This window comes from Microcoleus sp. PH2017_35_SFW_U_B (assembly GCF_020737865.1).
Classification (GTDB): Bacteria; Cyanobacteriota; Cyanobacteriia; order Cyanobacteriales; family Microcoleaceae; genus Microcoleus.
Genome location: NZ_JAEQDE010000047.1, coordinates 1 through 17,706, shown reverse-complemented (window position 1 = coordinate 17,706; position 17,706 = coordinate 1). Strand labels below are relative to the sequence as shown.

General features: G+C 46.8%; 15 protein-coding genes and 1 pseudogene. 6 read left to right on the top strand and 10 right to left on the bottom strand.

Features of this window, described 5'->3' with window-relative positions; genetic code table 11:
* Positions 1-340 precede the first annotated feature (340 nt).
* Positions 341-739, bottom strand: a complete 399-nt coding sequence (locus JGK36_RS13430; protein ID WP_293191250.1) for an anti-sigma regulatory factor — start codon at positions 737-739, stop codon at positions 341-343.
* Between the two features lie 95 nt (positions 740-834).
* Here JGK36_RS13430 and JGK36_RS13425 point away from each other — a divergent pair, with 95 nt between their 5' ends.
* Entirely contained in the window at positions 835-1,002 is a 168-nt protein-coding gene (locus JGK36_RS13425; protein ID WP_293197146.1) for a hypothetical protein, read from the top strand.
* A 194-nt stretch (positions 1,003-1,196) separates the two neighbouring features.
* Here JGK36_RS13425 and JGK36_RS13420 read toward each other — a convergent pair whose 3' ends face one another.
* The 3 genes from JGK36_RS13420 to JGK36_RS13410 form a co-directional block, all read right to left on the bottom strand.
* Positions 1,197-1,571, bottom strand: coding sequence for an STAS domain-containing protein (locus JGK36_RS13420; protein ID WP_293146581.1), 375 nt, complete (start codon positions 1,569-1,571; stop codon positions 1,197-1,199).
* A 224-nt stretch (positions 1,572-1,795) separates the two neighbouring features.
* Positions 1,796-2,665, bottom strand: a complete 870-nt coding sequence (locus JGK36_RS13415) for an STAS domain-containing protein (RefSeq protein ID WP_293181387.1) — start codon at positions 2,663-2,665, stop codon at positions 1,796-1,798.
* A gap of 116 nt (positions 2,666-2,781) precedes the next feature.
* A complete protein-coding gene (locus JGK36_RS13410; RefSeq protein ID WP_293181456.1) occupies positions 2,782-3,276 on the bottom strand; it encodes an adenylyltransferase/cytidyltransferase family protein in 495 nt (164 codons plus the stop codon).
* 736 nt (positions 3,277-4,012) lie between these two features.
* Here JGK36_RS13410 and JGK36_RS13405 point away from each other — a divergent pair.
* The 3 genes and pseudogenes from JGK36_RS13405 to JGK36_RS13395 all read left to right on the top strand — a co-directional run.
* Positions 4,013-4,939, top strand: a pseudogene (locus JGK36_RS13405) (RNA-guided endonuclease InsQ/TnpB family protein); the annotation flags it as partial.
* Between the two features lie 444 nt (positions 4,940-5,383).
* A complete protein-coding gene (locus JGK36_RS13400; RefSeq protein ID WP_293146585.1) occupies positions 5,384-6,214 on the top strand; it encodes an HpsJ family protein in 831 nt (276 codons plus the stop codon).
* 410 nt (positions 6,215-6,624) lie between these two features.
* Positions 6,625-7,542 (top strand): glycosyltransferase family 2 protein, encoded by a 918-nt coding sequence (locus tag JGK36_RS13395; protein WP_293181390.1) that lies wholly within the window; start codon positions 6,625-6,627, stop codon positions 7,540-7,542.
* A 633-nt stretch (positions 7,543-8,175) separates the two neighbouring features.
* Here JGK36_RS13395 and glgB read toward each other — a convergent pair.
* From glgB to JGK36_RS13380, 3 genes are all read right to left on the bottom strand, one after another.
* Entirely contained in the window at positions 8,176-10,470 is a 2,295-nt protein-coding gene (gene glgB / locus JGK36_RS13390) for a 1,4-alpha-glucan branching enzyme (protein WP_293181393.1), read from the bottom strand.
* 385 nt (positions 10,471-10,855) lie between these two features.
* Complete coding sequence (locus JGK36_RS13385; protein WP_293181396.1) at positions 10,856-11,527, bottom strand: glutathione S-transferase family protein; 672 nt, start codon at positions 11,525-11,527, stop codon at positions 10,856-10,858.
* A gap of 119 nt (positions 11,528-11,646) precedes the next feature.
* Positions 11,647-11,910: a serine protease gene (locus JGK36_RS13380; RefSeq protein WP_293181399.1), complete on the bottom strand. Its 264-nt coding sequence runs from the start codon at positions 11,908-11,910 to the stop codon at positions 11,647-11,649.
* Positions 11,911-12,619: 709 nt separating this feature from the next.
* Between JGK36_RS13380 and JGK36_RS13375 the strand changes: the two genes are divergently transcribed.
* Both JGK36_RS13375 and JGK36_RS13370 read left to right on the top strand, forming a co-directional pair.
* Positions 12,620-13,204: a hypothetical protein gene (locus tag JGK36_RS13375; RefSeq protein WP_293181402.1), complete on the top strand. Its 585-nt coding sequence runs from the start codon at positions 12,620-12,622 to the stop codon at positions 13,202-13,204.
* Positions 13,205-13,633: 429 nt separating this feature from the next.
* On the top strand, positions 13,634-15,541 hold the full coding sequence (locus JGK36_RS13370) for a penicillin-binding protein 2 (RefSeq protein WP_293197147.1): 1,908 nt from the start codon (positions 13,634-13,636) through the stop codon (positions 15,539-15,541).
* Positions 15,542-16,085: 544 nt separating this feature from the next.
* On the opposite strand, the gene JGK36_RS13365 is transcribed toward JGK36_RS13370, so the two are convergent.
* The 3 genes from JGK36_RS13365 to JGK36_RS33855 form a co-directional block, all read right to left on the bottom strand.
* Complete coding sequence (locus tag JGK36_RS13365; protein WP_293200962.1) at positions 16,086-16,718, bottom strand: type II secretion system protein; 633 nt, start codon at positions 16,716-16,718, stop codon at positions 16,086-16,088.
* A gap of 222 nt (positions 16,719-16,940) precedes the next feature.
* On the bottom strand, positions 16,941-17,135 hold the full coding sequence (locus JGK36_RS33860; RefSeq protein WP_366035324.1) for a hypothetical protein: 195 nt from the start codon (positions 17,133-17,135) through the stop codon (positions 16,941-16,943).
* A 66-nt stretch (positions 17,136-17,201) separates the two neighbouring features.
* Complete coding sequence (locus JGK36_RS33855) at positions 17,202-17,579, bottom strand: hypothetical protein (protein WP_366035323.1); 378 nt, start codon at positions 17,577-17,579, stop codon at positions 17,202-17,204.
* Positions 17,580-17,706: the final 127 nt, after the last annotated feature.

Below are 17,706 nucleotides of genomic sequence, written 5' to 3'. Positions count from 1 at the left end.
GACAGTTGACAGTTATCATGAGTGATCTCAGAAACCGGGTTTCTTAGAAAATTTATCGCCACTCAATGCAAAATTCGTATAAACCCGGTTTCTCGCCCTCATCAGTCAGCAGTAATCAGTGATTAGTGACACCTCAGAAACCTGGTTTCTTAGAAGATTTATCGCCACTCAATACAAAACTCGTAGAAACCCGGTTTCTCGCCCCTCATCAATCGTTTTATAAACCGAATTTCTTCCTATATTTCTAGTTACCAAACACAAAACTCCTAGAAACCCGCTTTGTCCCCCCATCTCCCCATCTTCCCCTCTCCCCATCTCCCCCTCTCCCCATCTCCCCTTCTCATTTCCAACGGACGATCGCAATTTTAGTACCCTTACCCACCTTAGAAACAATCTCAAATTCGTGCATCAACCGCTTAGAACCGCTGAGCCCCAAACCCAAACCACGATCGGAAGTATAACCATCAGTCATCGCCAATTCAATATCTGGAATTCCCGGGCCCTTGTCTTCAAATATCAGCCGCAGCCCTTTGCGAGTACCTAATTGGAGCGTTTCTAGAGTTACAGTTCCCCCCTTGCCGTAGTCTACAGTATTGCGGGCAAGTTCGCTGGCTGCGGTAACAATTTTCGTTTGGTCTACCAAGCCGAATCCCATTGCTACAGCCAAGTTTCGCACTTGCTGCCGGACGTGGACTATATCGGAGGACGATCGAATTTCTAGTGTCTCACGTTTTGACATGGCGGCTACTCTAGTAAAATAGAACTTCTCCACAAAACATAGAAGTTGCACTCCTCACCCTAGTTCCTTTTCAGTTGACAGTTGACAGTTGACAATTGACAGTTGTTACGAAGGAAGAAGGAAGAAGAAGGAAGAAGGAAGAAGGAAGAGTTGACAGTTTACAGTTGACAATCAAAAATCTTAAATCCCCAATCCCCAATCCAAAATCCAAAATCCAAAATCCAAAATCCAAAATCCAAAATCCAAAATCGTTTGACAGTTGACCGCACGAGTAGCACTTGACAATCATAAGGAAGAGGATTGGAGTCATGAATAGTCTTCTTTTAATTTCTCGCAATCGGGGATCCGGCTTTCAACCCATTCTTTCTGGCAATAAATCTTCACTGTCTCAAAAACGTATTTACAAACAAACCTGTTTTTTAATTCTCTCTCTCTTACCGGACAATTCATCGATTATTTACACCTCTGAATCAGACAAGCCCAAGGATTTTCGCAATAAATTCATCCCCTTCTCAACGCTTAAAGCTGTCCGAACTCCTGTCAAAGAAAGCCCCAATTCAACCAGCGTAATCGCCACCGCCGGCTGCATCCCGACCACAACTGTTTCAGCATCTAAAAATCGCGACATGGTAGCGATATTGTTGAGAATGCGGCCGATAAAAGAATCTACGATTTCCAGGGAAGAGATTTCTATTAAAACTCCTTTGACTCCAGTTTTTACTATGCGGTTTGTCAGGTCGTCTTGCAACGTCATTGCCAAGCGATCGTGCATATCTACTTGGATTGTTACTAGCAGAAATTCTCCCATTTGCAGGATAGGAATCCGTTCCATAAATTCACCTCTATTTGAGTTTTGAATTAAATGAATTTTTAGCAGCAATAAACACAACAGAGCGGTTTTCAATGTAAATAACAGAGGAATTACCAATTACCAATTACAATTACCAATTACCAATTACCAATTACCAATTACCAATTACCAATTACCAATTACCAATTACCAATTACCAATTACCCATTACCAATTACCAATTACCAATTACCCATTACTATATTTTATCTTTCCTCTTTAATATTTTTGATAGTTAAACCTTGGCGTTGCAAAGCTACTTTAAAAGCATCTGCCAAAGTCGCTTTAGTCAGAATATCCTGCAAGTCAACTCCCAAATGAACGATGGTTTGAGCGATTTGCGGGCGAATGCCGCTAATGATGCACTCAGTACCCATCAAACGGGCGGCGGCTACAGTTTTCAATAAATGTTGAGCGACTAAAGTATCAACAGTAGGCACCCCTGTAATATCTAAAATCGCAAATTCTGATCCTGTTTCCATGATTTCCTGCAACAGAGTTTCCATGACTATTTGAGTGCGGGCGCTGTCAAGAGTTCCAATCATTGGTAAAGCGAGAATACCTTGCCAAAGTTTGACTACAGGTGTTGACAATTCGAGCATTTCTTGCTGCTGGCGTTCGATGACTTCTTCGCGAGCTTTGAGAAAGATTTCTGTCACCCAAAGACCGAGCTGGTCTAATAAGCTGGTGGAAAGCCAAAGTTGTTCGACAAGTGCGTCGCGGTTTTGTGTCAATTCGCGACAAAGCCGATCGAACAATGGCTTTTTGAAGCATAATATAAAACTGGCTATCTCTGATGGGGTAAAGCCCCTCTGAACGCGCGATCGCGAAACTTCGGCCAGCAGCAGCCGCATATTTTCCCACTCTGGTGTCTGGATGTCGCTCAAGTTACCGTGTCCCACAGCTATTTGGAGCAATTGCAGGAACTCTTGACACTCCGATCGCAATTCTTTGGCTCTCATCAAGTCGTCCCGCCGCAGCCCGGTGTTTTGCAGTTCTTTGAGCCAGTCTGCTAGTAACTCAGCTTTGTTTTTTTCGAGGATTTCCGCGATCGTGTTATTGCTTGTGAGTTCCATTAAAATTATCTCCTGCTTAGCAATTTGGATAAAATTGTACGAGCGATCGCACTCTTGGTATTTTGGATGGGGTAACTTCTGAGTTTAGCTCACTGTTTGCTGTTTGCGATCGGGGGTTAAACGCCTAACTGCAAAATGCGTTTGACGATCGCACTGGTAGAACTCGGAACTTCTATTTCGATCAAGGAAATCTTGCCACCTCCGGCGATAACTGCCGGTGCTTCCGGCAAACTTTCGAGTTGATAGTCACCTCCTTTAACGTATATCTCAGGCTTCAGGATACTTATCAGTTTAGTAGCTGTAATTTCGGAAAAAATTACTACGCCGTCCACTGGTTTGAGAGCAGCCAGCACTTCCGCTCGCTGAATTTCCGGTACGATCGGGCGGGGTGGCAATCCCGGCTGCTGCGGTTTGATAGTTTGCACGCTAACATCGCTATTCAAGCCCACCACGAGCGATCGCCCCAAAGCTTTTGCCGCCTGCAAATAGCGGACGTGCCCCGCGTGCAGGATATCGAAGCAGCCATTAGTAAACACCATCGGACGCCACTTTTGAGGATCGGAGGCGATCGATCTTTCAAGTTCTCCCAACGTGTAAACACCCGAAATCATTACAGTCATAACTAAAAAAATGCACGGCGATGAATCATCCTAGCAAAAAATGTGAGATAAGAGCGCGTTTGCCATTGAACGAGCCAGCGATCGAGCTGCCAATAATTAGTAATTGGTAATTAGTAATTGGTAATTAGTAATTGATCGCTCTTAAGGAGAAAGCAACAAACAAGAATGCCCTTCTGCTGCGCTTTCCGGCAAACAGAACGAAAAAGGGGAAAATAGCTACTCCTGTATCTCTCCTCCCACCAAAAAAACCGATACTTGCTTTCCCACAGCCGCCAGCAGCCCCAAATTTGAGACTAAGAGTTCAAACTCCCAGATTCATCTATCGAGTAATAAAAATTTCGATTTTCAAGAGCGCGGTAGGCGATGAGGAATGACTTATTCTGTATGGGTTCGATCGCGATCCGAAAGTTGCATTGTTTTTGTCAATAGGTACAAATCCTACAATCGAAAACGGAAAATCTCAAATCGATCGAGTGACTGCCGTGTTGTGCAGTTGGTAATTGGAGGTTCAAAAGATTGGGAAACAATTATTTGTTTCAGATCTCTGTGAGATCAATTACTATAAGACAGGGGATGAAAGTGCCACGCCATCTGGCAAGCGAGAAATATAGCGGTGAAACACACCTAAATCTTACCAAAAATTTGGGTCTAAAGCCCCATCCTTTTAGGACAGCTTTAATTCTGCCAGAACTGTGTTAGAGTTTTTATATCCGGTTCGGTAACGTAAATGTTAGTATTTGAAGCCAAGCTAGAAGGAAAAAGCGAGCAGTACGAACGGCTAGACGAAGCCATTCGTACTGCTCGCTTCATTCGTAATAGCTGCATCAGATACTGGATGGATACGAAAGGGGTGGGTCGCTACGACTTAAGCGCTTATTGCGTAGTTCTTGCCAAGGAATTTCCTTGGGCCACCAAGCTTAATTCAATGGCTAGGCAGGCTTCCGCAGAAAGAGCTTGGTCATCAATTGCGCGGTTCTTCGACAACTGCAAAAAGGCAAAACCAGGAAAGAAAGGTTTTCCGCGCTTCAAAAAGCACTCGTCGCACGGTTCTGTAGAATACAAGACTTGTGGGTGGAAACTTTCTGAAGACAGAAGAAGCATCAACTTCAGTGATGGCTTCAAAGCAGGTTGTTTCAAGTTATGGGGAAGTCGCGACTTGCACGAATATCAGCTAAATCAAATTAAACGGGTGCGCGTAGTTTGTCGGGCAGACGGCTACTATGTGCAATTTTGTATTGACGCTGAACGCAACGAAAAGCGTGAACCGACCAGGAAAACTATCGGTTTGGATGTAGGGCTAACTCATTTCTACACGGACTCTGACGGTAATACCGTCGAGAACCCGCGTCATCTAAGAAAATCAGAGAAGTCGCTAAAACGACTTAATCGGAGACTCTCCAGAACCAAAAAGGGTTCCAAAAACAGAGATAAGGCGAGAAATCGCTTGAACAAAAAACACCTTAAGGTAAGTAGGCGACGTAAAGACTTTGCTGTGAAATTGGCAAGGTGCGTAGTCCAGTCTAACGACTTGGTAGCCTATGAAGACTTGCAGGTGAAGAACATGGTCAAAAACAAAAAGCTATCCAAGTCGATATCTGATGCGGCTTGGACAACTTTTAGAAATTGGATTGAATATTTTGGCAAAGTGTTTGGGGTAAGCTGTTCGACATTCAAACTGCACTATTTGTGTGCCAGACCCCATACTGTAAGGGGTTGAGGCAATAAATTTAAATGACTAACAGCTTAGCAACTGGTGGGAGGAAATTTGAGGCGATTACCCGATCGAGCTATTTTGGTGGAAAATAATCTGAAGTACCAACCTGTGCAAGCATCTTGTTGGGACTTCCCAAATCATCAAATGGGGGACGGTTTGATTCGTCTTTCGCGTGCGGACTTTCCCGTCTCAGCAGCCCTTTTCAGATTCAGGACTCCTGTTTGCACAGATTCGGGACTTAACCTCTGCGATGGTGTGGCACCGGCCGCGCGATCTCCCCAAACGAAGCAATCAGTGAGGAAGAGCAATTGAACCCTCTCATCAGTCAACTCATTAAACAAAATTTCGTTTAATCTAACAGTGTAGAATTATCTAACAGCAATTATGAAAGCAACTAACAGCCGTCAATTTTCTTCAGTAGCTGCTCGCACTCTCAAAGTAGTCGGGATTATCTTGATTCTCTCTGCCTTGCTTAACAGCATTGTTCTATCGCTGCCGGGAGAAATCTCGGACATGAGCAATCGAGGCTGGCAGTTGGCCGCAGCAACTCAGATAGTTGACCGGGGCATTATTCCTTTGATGGGTATCGCCCTGCTGATGACGGGCTTTTGGGTGGACAGCAGCAGTGGAGTCTCTATTGACCGGCGCAATGTTTGGGTTGATTTGCGATTTTGGGCACTATTGATTTCCAGCTTGTTAGGGCTAATTTACCTATTGCTGGTTCCCGTTCATCTCAACAATACTCGCCTGGAACTCAAAGATGCTCTGGTTCTACTCGATAAGGAAGCCGGACAAGCAGAAGCTAAACTAGATGCCCAAATTAAAAGCGAGCAGTATAAATCTGAGTTAGAACAGCGTAAAAGCCTTCTCCGGAACCAGATAGGCGCGCTACTGCAAGACGACGGGAAGCTGCAACAAGAACTCAAGAATCCAAATCTTCCCAAGGAATTGAAAGCCGTGCTTCAGGAGTCGAAAAATGACCCGAAAGCCCTCGATAAGTTCTTGGAACAGCAAGCCCAAGAACTGCCAAATCAAGCTCGCAAAGAGATTGGTACCCAGAAGCAACAAAAAGAGAAAGAGTTGAGAACTCGATCGAGAAATTCGAGTTTGCAGACTGGAATCAACAGTTTGCTGTTGGCGATCGGCTACATTACTGTTGGTTGGAGTGGACTCAGAAGTATGGGAATTCTGCGGTTCGGTCACCGCAAAAATTGATCGGCCCGACTGCTCGGAACGCGCAAGTCGAGATATCCCTAAGAAATACTTGATCTGCTGAATATAGCAACTGCACCTAGTAGTTAGGACGCTGTTAATTGCTGAAACCATCGTTCTTCTTGCATTTTCACATCTTCCTTCTTCCTTCTTCCTTCTTCCTTCTTGCTTCTTGCTTCTTCCTTCTTGCTTCTTGCTTCTTGCTTCTTGCTTCTTGCTTCTTCCTTCTTCCTTCTTCCTTCTTCCTTCTTCCTTCTTGCTTCTTGCTTCTTCCTTCTTGCTTCTTGCTTCTTGCTTCTTCCTTCTTGCTTCTTGCTTCTTGCTTCTTCCTTCTTGCTTCTTCCTTCTTCCTTCTTCCTTCTTCCTTCTTCCTTCTTCCTTCTGCTATAGTTTGCCCTTACTGAAAGCTGGGAATGTTCTCAATTTATATTCTGACTTACAACGAAGAGATTGATATCGCCGCTTGCATTGAATCGGCACTGCTTTGTGACGATATCATTGTAGTTGATTCTTTCAGCAGCGATCGCACCCTTGAGATTGTTCAAAACTATCCCGTGCAAACAGTGCAGCATCGCTTTGAAACTCACGGACGCCAGCGGACTTGGATGCTCCGAGAAGTAGAATGCAAGTACGAATGGGTTTACATCCTCGAAGCTGACGAGCGGATGACGCCTGCACTGTTTGCTGAATGCTTAAAGGCGATCGAAAGTCAAGAATATATAGGTTATTACGTAGCTGAAAAAGTAATATTTATGGAGCGCTGGATTCGTCGCAGCACTCAATATCCGCGCTATCAAATGCGCCTGTTTCGCAAAGACCAAGTATGGTTTACTGACTACGGTCACACTGAACGGGAAGTCTGCAACGGGCCCACTCACTTTTTGAAGGAAACCTACCCTCACTATACTTGCAGCAAAGGTCTTTCTCGCTGGATTGAAAAGCACAACCGCTACTCGACTGACGAGGCGGCTGAAACTCTCCGCCAATTAGCAGCGGGTCAAGTAAATTGGTGGGATTTATTGTTTGGCGCGTCGGAGGTGGAAAGGCGCCGCGCTTTGAAAGATTTTTCTTTGCGTTTGCCTTTGCGGCCTGTGGTGCGCTTTTTCTATATGTATATTTTACTCGGCGGATTTCTTGACGGTCAAGCTGGATTGGCTTGGTGCACGCTACAAGCTTTTTATGAATATTTAATATTGCTCAAAGTGTGGGAAATGAAGCATATGCCGCTGCCCAATTTAGATGCAGGGTCGGAACAGTCTATTTCGGAAGTAATAACAGTTGAGCAGTCTAAAGTTTCTTACAATCTTGGCGCTTCCGATACTCGCAGTTGAAAATTGGGAATTGGGAATTGGTAATTGGGAATTGGGAATTGGACACTGATTGAGTTGCTAGGGTGCTAGAAAACCCAGCCCTGTCAGGCGTGGTGAATTTGAACCAGAGAAAAAGTATAAAACCGCTATTTCAGCTCAAATCCGTTAGCATCGGAATGATAATTTTCTCTCGTCTTTCTCTGATTCTTCTGTGGTTGAATAATTCCGCAGTTACCGGATTTGAGCTGAATAGTTTTTATTCGGTCGCGTAATTGTGTACGTTCGTACACGAAAAAACTAGCGAAATTCATTAAGGTTTTTTTTTGCCGAAGATGAACGGCCGATAACTCGCGATCGACTAAAACAAGTCCGCCGCCAGATGCCGTCGCTGCAACACCGAGTTTTTCTGGGATCTCGAATCCGGTAGCATGGGAATGATAAATTTCTCTCCTCTTTCTCTGCTTCTTCTGTGGTTGAATAATTCCGCAGTTACCCGATTTGAAATCGCGAGCCGATTTTTCTCTCCTTCAAACAAGAAACTTTGCTATATGGAGTTACAGAAAAAACCCGGTTTCTTGAAGAACCGGGTTTCTGAATAACCTCAAAGTTTGATGCTTAATCAAGTTTTGATTGTTAACTCAAAACTCTCACAACTTAAAACTCTTGAGATTTTGCTCCTGTTTTTTCCCGATCGATCTTTAAGATCAACACACCCAAAGGCGGCAAACACAAGTCGATCGAATAAGCGCTGTTGTGGAACCACCACTCATCAGTCCACTTACCTCCCAAATTCCCCATATTGCTGCCGCCGTACTCCCGCGCGTCGCTGTTAAACAACTCCGTATAGAAACCCGGTTCCGGCACTCCGACGCGATAGTGAGAGTGTGGCTGTGGCGTAAAATTGCACACAGTAATCACAAACTGATCGCCATCCTTCTCGCGGCGCACAAAGGCCACCACGCTGTGTCTGTTGTCGCTGCAATCAATCCACTCAAACCCATCCTCAGCAAAATCTTGACTGTAAAGTGCCGTTTCGCTGCGGTACAAATTGTTCAAATCCTTGAAAAATAGCTTCAACTTTTGGTGTGGCTCAAATTGCAGCAACTGCCACTCCAAATCGCCCCAAACGTTCCACTCTTGCCACTGGCCGAACTCCATCCCCATAAACATGGTTTTCTTTCCGGGATGGGCAAACATAAAGGTAAACAAACACCGCACGTTTGCAAACTTTTGCCATTCGTCCCCTGGCATTTTCCCGATGATGTGGGCCTTGCCGTGGACAACTTCATCGTGGGACAAAGCCAACATAAAATTCTCGCTGTGGTTGTACCACATACTAAAAGTTATGTTGTTCTGGTGGAACTGCCGGAACCACGGATCCATGTGGTAGTAGTCGAGCATATCGTGCATCCAACCCATGTTCCATTTCAGGTTGAAGCCCAAACCGCCTACATAAGTCGGCCAAGATACCATCGGCCAAGAGGTAGATTCTTCGGCGATCGACAATGCGCCTGGGAAATAGCTAAAAATGACGTGATTTGTCTGGCGCAGAAAATCTGCCGCCTCGATATTTTCGCGTCCACCGTACTGGTTGGTCAGCCATTCTCCGGGTTCGCGGCAGTAATCTAAGTACAACATCGAGGCTACTGCGTCTACGCGAATGCCGTCGATGTGATACTTGTCAAACCAGAACAGAGCATTTGATACTAGGAAATTCCGCACTTCGTTGCGGCCGTAGTTAAATACTAGGGTTCCCCACTCTTTGTGCTCGCCCTTGCGGGGATCGGCGTGTTCGTACAAGTGAGTTCCGTCAAAGAAGGCTAAACCGTGACCGTCTTTGGGGAAATGTCCCGGCACCCAATCTACCAGTACGCCTATCCCTGCGGCGTGGCACTGGTCAACAAAATACATGAAATCTTCTGGTGTGCCGTAGCGGGATGTTGGGGCGAAATAGCCTGTTACTTGATAGCCCCAGGAACCGTCGAAGGGATGTTCGGCAATGGGCAACATTTCGATGTGGGTGAATCCTAAGTCTTTGACGTAGGGAATTAGCCGATCGGCCAATTCGCGGTAAGTCAAAAAGCGCGCGCCCGGATTCAGTTCCGAAACCGGCACTGCTGGTTGTATTTCTCCGTTTGGCAGTACCGCAGGTTCGGCTGTACCTGCGTGCAGCCAAGAACCGATGTGGCATTCGTAAACCGAAACTGGCTGCGTCAGTTGGTCTGTGTGCCGCCGCTGTTCGATCCAAGCGCTATCGTGCCAAGTGTAGGTATCTAAGTCGGTGACTATTGAGGCTGTTTTGGGCCGTACCTCTTGCTGGAAACCGTAGGGGTCGGACTTTTCGTAGGGATGTCCGTCTTGGTTTTTCACTTCGTATTTGTAGTGAGTTCCGTAGGATAGTCCCGGAATGAATAATTCCCAGATGCCGTTTTGGGATTTCCGCATTTGATGTTTGCGGCCGTCCCACAGGTTGAAATCTCCTAAGACTGAGACGTTACGGGCATTTGGAGCCCAAACTGCAAAATATACTCCTGTAATGCCGTCTACTTCGGTGAAGTGGGCTCCTAGTTTTTCGTAAATCCGGTGGTGGTTGCCTTCTGAGAATAGGTGAAGGTCAAATTCTGTGAGTTTGGGCGATCGAAAGGCGTAGGGGTCGTAGATAAAGCGTTCGTGTTCCCCTTCTTTGACTCGCAGTTGATAGTTTGCTAGTTCTGGGGTGTCGATCGTACATTCAAAAAAGTGATGGTGATGCTCTGATTTCATCGGGTATTCGGCCCTCGCTTCAGGCAAAACTACCGATACTGCTTCGGCATTCGGCAGATAAGCTCGGACGACCCAGACTTTTTTGCCATTTTCTTCGATCGCGTGGGGGCCTAGCACTTCAAATGGATCGTGGTGCTGATTCCAAACAATCCGGTCTATCTGTTCAAAGGGGACGGTCGCGGGCATAAAACTACTTACCTCAATCTTTTGACTAAATGGCGGCTTTCAAAACCTAGAGCGGAGCTGCACTTTACATTTGGATACATTTTTGATCGCTAATGCTACCACGCTTACTGCAACCCTTGCGCGCGCTCTTGCCTTGCTGGCGACCAAGCTGTGCTTTTACTGCTAAGGGCTAACATCTAAGTATAGAAATATTAAAACAAATTGAAAAATTTATATTTTTTAGATAATATCCTTGACTTTTTTTAACCTGTGTGATATAAAATTTTGGCAAATTATGGTTAATGTGCCAAACCAAGGTGGTCAAGGTGGGTGAGTTTGGCCGAGAACTCAATGTTGATTAATTAGTGGAATTTTCAGGCTGGGGCGATCGCCCGACAGGTATCTTTTAAAATCCCGGAGGCAGGGTTTCGCCGCAAACTTGGTGAATGTTGGCAATGCGCTCCAACAGCCAAGGATGCTCAATCCGGTATTGAGGAATCAAAGCTAAAGGACTCAGCAGCGCGGCAGCAGTAATATCTGCCACGCTCAAGGAGTCGCCTACCAAATAGGAACCATCTTGCCAGCGACGCTGCAACAGGCCTAAAGCAGCGCTCAGGCGCAACTCGGCGAGTTTTGCCGAAGCGTGGTTAATGCCGAACTGGCGGCGCGCCAACTGAATCACTAACTGGCTCAACACAGACGGGTCGATTTCCTTGCCCGCACCGGCGCGAAACTCGTAGTAAACAAATCGAGTGGCAATGCCGATGCTTTCATCGAGCCAGTCTTCCAGCATCCAAGCCTCTGCTTGCAAACTCTCGCCTGCCGGCAACAGCGGCGTTGAAGGAAAACTAGACTCGATCCAGTGGAAAATTTGCGTCGAGTCTGCGATCGCCCCTGGTTGACCTTCAAGTTGAGGCAGCAGTACCGGCACTGTCCTCAAACCCCCCGTGAGAGGCTTGAGTTTCAAAACGTGCAGGCCCGGAGTCAAATTTTCTACTTGAAAGGGGATGCCCTTGTAACCCAGCGCTAGGCGGACTTTGCGGCAGTAAGGGGAGGTACTGAACTGTAGTAAAAGCATCTGACAAAAAATAACACCCAACTTGAGGCCTAGACTGATGAGATTGAAAAATGCGAAGAGCGAACCATTTTTCACCCTTGAGGCTAGGCCCGTTGGGGTTTTACTCCGCGATCGCCTAGTTAGGGCTTTTTAGGAGAGGGAGAAGCACCGCCTGCTGGAGGCTTGTCTGCCCCAGGAGACTTTTCAGCCCCAGGAGACTTTTCAGCGCCAGGAGTAGCCTTTGGACTTTCCTTTGGTGTTGCTGGAGCAGAAACAGGAGGAGGAGTAGTACCGCCACCAGGAGTGGGGCTAGCGCCACCGCCACTGCCGGCATCACCGCCGCAAGCGCCGAGGGCTGCTGCAATGCCAATTACCAAAGTCAAACGAATTAATCCCTTGTTCATAAACACTCCTTAACATTCAAAACCCATCGCAAGGAAGGGAATAGTGTACTTGAGAAACAATGCTGGCACGAATAGATCGACGATTCGCTCGTTGATTACAATACTGCATTTATTAATAAATTTCACATTGATTCTGGCGAACCGGCAAAAAATTCATTTTTTTGGCAAATCTAGAAGTCAAAGAGACCAGTGGTAGGATGGGTTGGTTGGTTTGTGAGGTATCTTTGGTAAGGATAACCGAGATTTCCAGAAATTGGCGATCGGCAACCGCAAAAACTCCTAACCTCACTCAAGCTGAAGCTGCCCTCTATACGTATTGGTGAACTCTGTCAGTAACCCAGCCCTAAACGGACTGAGCTTGTAAGAGAAATCGAGCAAGCTGTACTGACCAGCCTAAGTCTTAACTGACTACGTTATTTGGGTCACGACACCGGAGAATGCGACGCTAGTTTTCCGCTCTGTCGTTGGTAGTTAAACAGTCTTAAGGTCACTGAGACAGTATTGCCAGCCTAACAAGCCCTTATAACATTGACCGACAAGCGAACATTACCCGGAAGGGATTAGGAGACAACCAGATCTCCACGGAGGGGCAACCATACCCCTCCAACCCCGAAAGGGGCAGATAAAGATTCAAGGCGATTGAAACCGCTCTTGGAGTTTTCCTCTCAGATCTAAAGATACTGAGTTTCCCACTTACCGAGTGTTTTTTATGACCGCTGCTATCAGATCCCCGGATTCTCCCCGCCGCTCCCGATCGACCGGCAAGCCCACCACAGACGCCGCCAAAAGCAAAGTTACTTCTATTGCCCGAGCTAGACGGGCAAAAACTGGGCCCCAATTGCCTAACTACTCCCCAGCGGACGAACAGGCCAAACCTCGCGCGCAAGGATCGGTGCTGAAAGTGATGCCCGATCGCCAGTCGCATCCGATGTGGCTGCGATCGCTCCTGCGGGTGGAGCGCGCCTCCTGGGCCGCATTGGTGCTGCTGTTGGGCGGCGCTCTGACTCTCTACGGTTTGACTGTTTACGGCGAGCAGCGCTGGAGTCAAGAGTATCAAAAGCTGGAAACTCTGCGCCGGGGCGAACAGCAGTTGAGTGCTGCTAGCGAAGTCTTGAAACACCAACTTGCTAAAGAAGCTGAAAATCCAGAAACCGGTTTGGCTGCACAGAAGCCTGCGGACACGATTTTCTTGCGCCCGGCCCCGGAAAACCGATCGCCCGGTGCGGCGGCACCAAATTCCGAAGAACCTGCTCTCAAGAAGCGATCGGGTGGGGAAACGCCGCTGGGCTATTGAGGCAATGTCGATTTGAGATTTGAGATTTGAGATTTTAGATTGACTCGCAGCGCCGTGAATCTGGAGGCTTGAATCTTGAGTCTAAAATTTGGGGATGCACAAACATTGTCTGTCGGGGCTGCGGTACCCGTTTTTGGGCAATGTCAACGCGGAGAGGGCCCTCTTGGGGATGTGTCCGAGGGTCTTGCTTCGGGTTTGATTTTTGTGAAAGTGCCGATCGATTTTGGCCCTACCTACCCTCGGTTAAAGTTTTCAAATATTATTTGAAAATAATAAAGAGAAGTTCAAAAAAATAATGCTACAGTAAGCAGCAAATCCCAATTTAATATTTATAAATTATTCGCAATTCTTCAATTATTCAATTCATAAATCTAAAATCTAAAATCTAAAATCTAAAATGGTAGAACTTGTCGGTAAATTTAGAATGCTATGAGCTACGATCCCCGTTTTGACCGCTACAGATCGCCGAATTTTAAACGTCCAAAAGCGTCGAGCGATTCCCTACGGGATAGCTACGCTTCACGCACTTGGTGGGGCAAACCAGTCAAACCCAGAGTTGCGGCTACGGCTAGCAGCCCGCCTAGGCCACCCCTGGAGCGTTTAAAACGCAACAAGTTCCGCTTGTGGGTTGTGTGGGTGGTGTTGATGCTCGGGGGGCTGGGGCTAGCTGTAAATTTGTTTTATTTGCAGGTGACGCGAGCTCCGGCGCTACGCAAACAGGCTCTTCAGCAGCAAACTCTCAAAACGAAGCCGTTTGTGCCGAGACGCCCGATCGTCGATCGCGCGGGGAATGTGTTGGCGATCGACAGACAGGTGTACACTCTCTACGCTCACCCGAAGTTGTTCAAGCACTCGAAGGCGGAGATTGCTGCTAAATTGGCTCCGATGCTGCCGATTGAAGTAGCCCCTGGCAATACGGCGGAAACTGAACTGCTGCGAAGGTTTAATCTGGCAGAAAGTGGTATTACGATTGCTAGTTCTTTGGCTCAAGAGGTGGCGGATCGCGTGGGGCAGATGCAAATTAAAGATAGTCCCGTGGATGGGCTGGAGTTGGTGCGGCAGCAGCAGCGTTTTTACCCGCAGCAGGAGTTGGCGGCGGATGTTCTGGGTTATGTGGATGGGGAACGGAAGGGACAGGCGGGGGTGGAATACAGCCAGCAGAATTTGCTGGAACGATCGATGCCGTCGATTCAATTTAGTAAGTCGATCGACGGGCGTTGGCTTCCCGATCGACTGACGGCGGGTTTTGTGCAGCTTGATGACTTGAAATTGCAATTGACGATCGACAGTCGCTTGCAGCGGGCGGCCCGGATTGCTCTGAAGGAGAAAATGCTGAAACACGAGGCGAAGCGCGGCGCGGTGATTGTGATGGATGCCCGCAACGGGGAGTTGCTGTCGGTGGTGGCTGAACCTTCCTACGATCCGAATCAATATTTTAATTTCGATTTGTCGCGCTATAAAAATTGGGCTGTAACTGATGTTTATGAGCCTGGTTCGACTTTTAAACCGATTAATGTGGCGATCGCCCTGGAAGCCGGTGCGGTCAAACCTAACACTGTGTTTAACGACGAAGGTCGGATTTATATGGATATCTGGACTATCCAAAATTCCGATTACAAACAAGCAGGCGCCCGCGGCCCTTCGACTGTTACGCAGATTTTGAAACATTCTAGTAATGTGGGGATGGTTCACGTAATGAACACGATGAAATCTTCTCTTTACTATCAAGCTTTAGAAAAATTGGGACTGGGACAAACTTCGGGTACAGATTTGCCTTTTGAAGTAACGAGTCAGCTTAAAAATCGAGAGCAATTTATCAATTCTCCGGTGGAAGTTGCCACTACTGCTTTTGGTCAGGGTTTTTCGATGACTCCGATGCAGTTGGTGCAGCTTAATGGGGCTTTGGCTAACGGTGGCAAGTTGGTAACTCCTCATGTTGTGCGGGGACTTTTCGATCGCGAAGGTCAACCTTTTTGGAAGCTGCCGAGGGCTGTTCCGAAGCAGGTTTTTTCGCCACAAACTACCAAGAAGGTTTTGGAAATGATGGAAACTGTGGTGGATGGTGGTACGGGGAAAGCTGCACAAATTCCTGGGTATCGGATTGCTGGGAAAACGGGGACGGCTCAAAAAGCTAGTGCTGGTAGGGGTTATTCTGATAAGGCGATTATTACTAGCTTTGTGGGGATCATGCCTGTGGAGGCTCCTCGGTATGTGGTGCTGGCGGTGATTGATGAGCCTAAGGGTGGTGGTACGGGGGGAGTTGTGGCGGCGCCGATTGTGGAGTCGGTGATGGAGGCGCTGATTAATATTGAGAAGATTGCGCCGAGTAAGAAATAGGAAGCAGAAATCTTGGCGGTTGGAAACCGCGTCTACACAAACGATGTCCGCCTCCGCGGACTAAGAAATATGGAATTTGAGAAATCTTGGCGGTTGGAAACCGCGTCTACACAAACGATGTCCGCCTCCGCGGACTAAGAAATATGATGGAATTTGAGAAATCCCGGCGGTTGGAAACCGCGTCTACACAAACGATGTCCGCCTCCGCGGACTAAGAAATATGATGGAATTTGAGTTGAAATTCCCGGCGGTTGGAAACCGCGTCTACACAAACCATGTCCGCCTCCGCGGACGAAGAAATATGGAATTTGAGAAATCCCGGCGGACGAAGAAATATGGAATTTGAGAAATCCCGGCGGTTGGAAACCGCGCCTACACAAACGATGTCCGCCTCCGCGGACGAAGAAATATGGAATTTGAGAGAAATGTGCGATTGACTCTTCAACCCGCGGAGGCGGGTTTTGTTTGTGTAGACGCGGTTTCAACCGCCGGGATTTTGGGTTGATCGGTGATATATCGATCGCCGAATTCGATGTAACTGAATTCAGTAACAGAATCTATTTTTGTTATTGTCTGGATTGGGTTTTCTTTGTCTTTCGGAGGTGCGTGTATGTCCTAAAAGTGTGGAGATGATGACGCATCGATCGCCTTTTGGAAGATTTGGATGAGATAGTGTGAGGTTTCCTTTTGCTAGAATGCTTGTGAGGCCGCATTCGTCAGTTTTGTTATACACTGGGCAACCTTGGTAATTGAACATGGCTCGCCAGACTGTTCCATTTTCTTTTACTTCATTTGTGTTCTCATTGACCTTCCGCAATGTTGTGTCATTTTGATTTATCCTAATCTGATATTCTAGATTTTTCCATTGGTTGGCTGGTACTTGGGCTGGTGTAATCTCGGCTTTGTGGACTGCTACTTGTAGGTTTTCTCCTACTTGCTTGAAGCTGGATTGCCATGCAATTTTGTCGCGTTTGGCGTTGCTTTGGGCAAGTTCCATTGCCCAATAAGCCCGATCGACTGATACCTTCAAACGCTGGTTGTTGATGAACATTAGCCAAGAGGGGCTGGCGATCGCACAAAATATCCCCAGTATTGCGATAATTATCAATGTCTCAAGCATTGTAAAACCGGCGTTAGGTGCTGTGGATCTGCGTTTGGGGGTTTTATTTGTTGACACGTAAGTACACTCAGTGATTTTTTGTTTAAAAAAAATAGCTGGAAGGCTCTATTTTTGTTGGGAGTATTTTAACTTTGAGCGTGGTTACTGTATAGGTCGCTTAAATAAAATTTACATAAAAAATTAGGATCTGGTAGGGGCGGTGTGGATGAGGATCGCCCTTTGGGACAAATTGCGGGTATTGATGCGATCGCCCGCTGTGGATGAGAGCGTGCGGGGCTGCTAAATTTGCGATCGTACTAATGCTCGAAAGGCTTTCATGGCGACGTTTCTGCCGGATGTTTTGCTTTCTTCGATATACTGGGGGATGAGATGGGCGATCGGGAAGCTGGGAAATTGGAAACTGCGATCGGCCTTTACATATTTTCCATCTTGCAATACGCTAATTTCCAGCTTGCGGCCGTTGTAGCGCCACAATTCGGGAACTCCTAATGCTTCGTAGTTGTTGAGCTGAGTGCGCGATGTGAGGTCAATTTCGATCGCTTAATCGGGAGGTGGAGCTGTTGCTAAGTCGATGCGATTTTTGCCTCTGACTGCGGCTTCGTTTTGGATGTAGAAACTGTTGTCGGCTTCTACTCCTTGAGCTATTTTTGCATTTTTAAATGTGGTTGAACCCAGCGGCCAAAATTCTCTATCTAGTTCTTCGAGCAGAATTTTTACTAAGTCGCCAATCAGGACTTTGTTAACTTCGTGTTCCATGCACGGAACCATGATTTTTAATGTTCCGTTGCTGTATGAAAGTCGGGATGAGCGGCTTTCTCCCAGTTCTGCTAAGATTGTTTCAAACATCTGCCAGGTTATGTCTTTTAGCTGTAATTGATTTCCTGGTTGGACTGATATTTGTTTTAGTTCTAGCTGCATAGTTTGTATGTTTTAATTAGATTATAAATGTGCGATTCGTTTAGCCGAAACTGAGTAACAATACTTGGGGGATGACTAGGATGACTATAAAGTCATAATAACTGGATACACATCTGGGTGCGGGTCA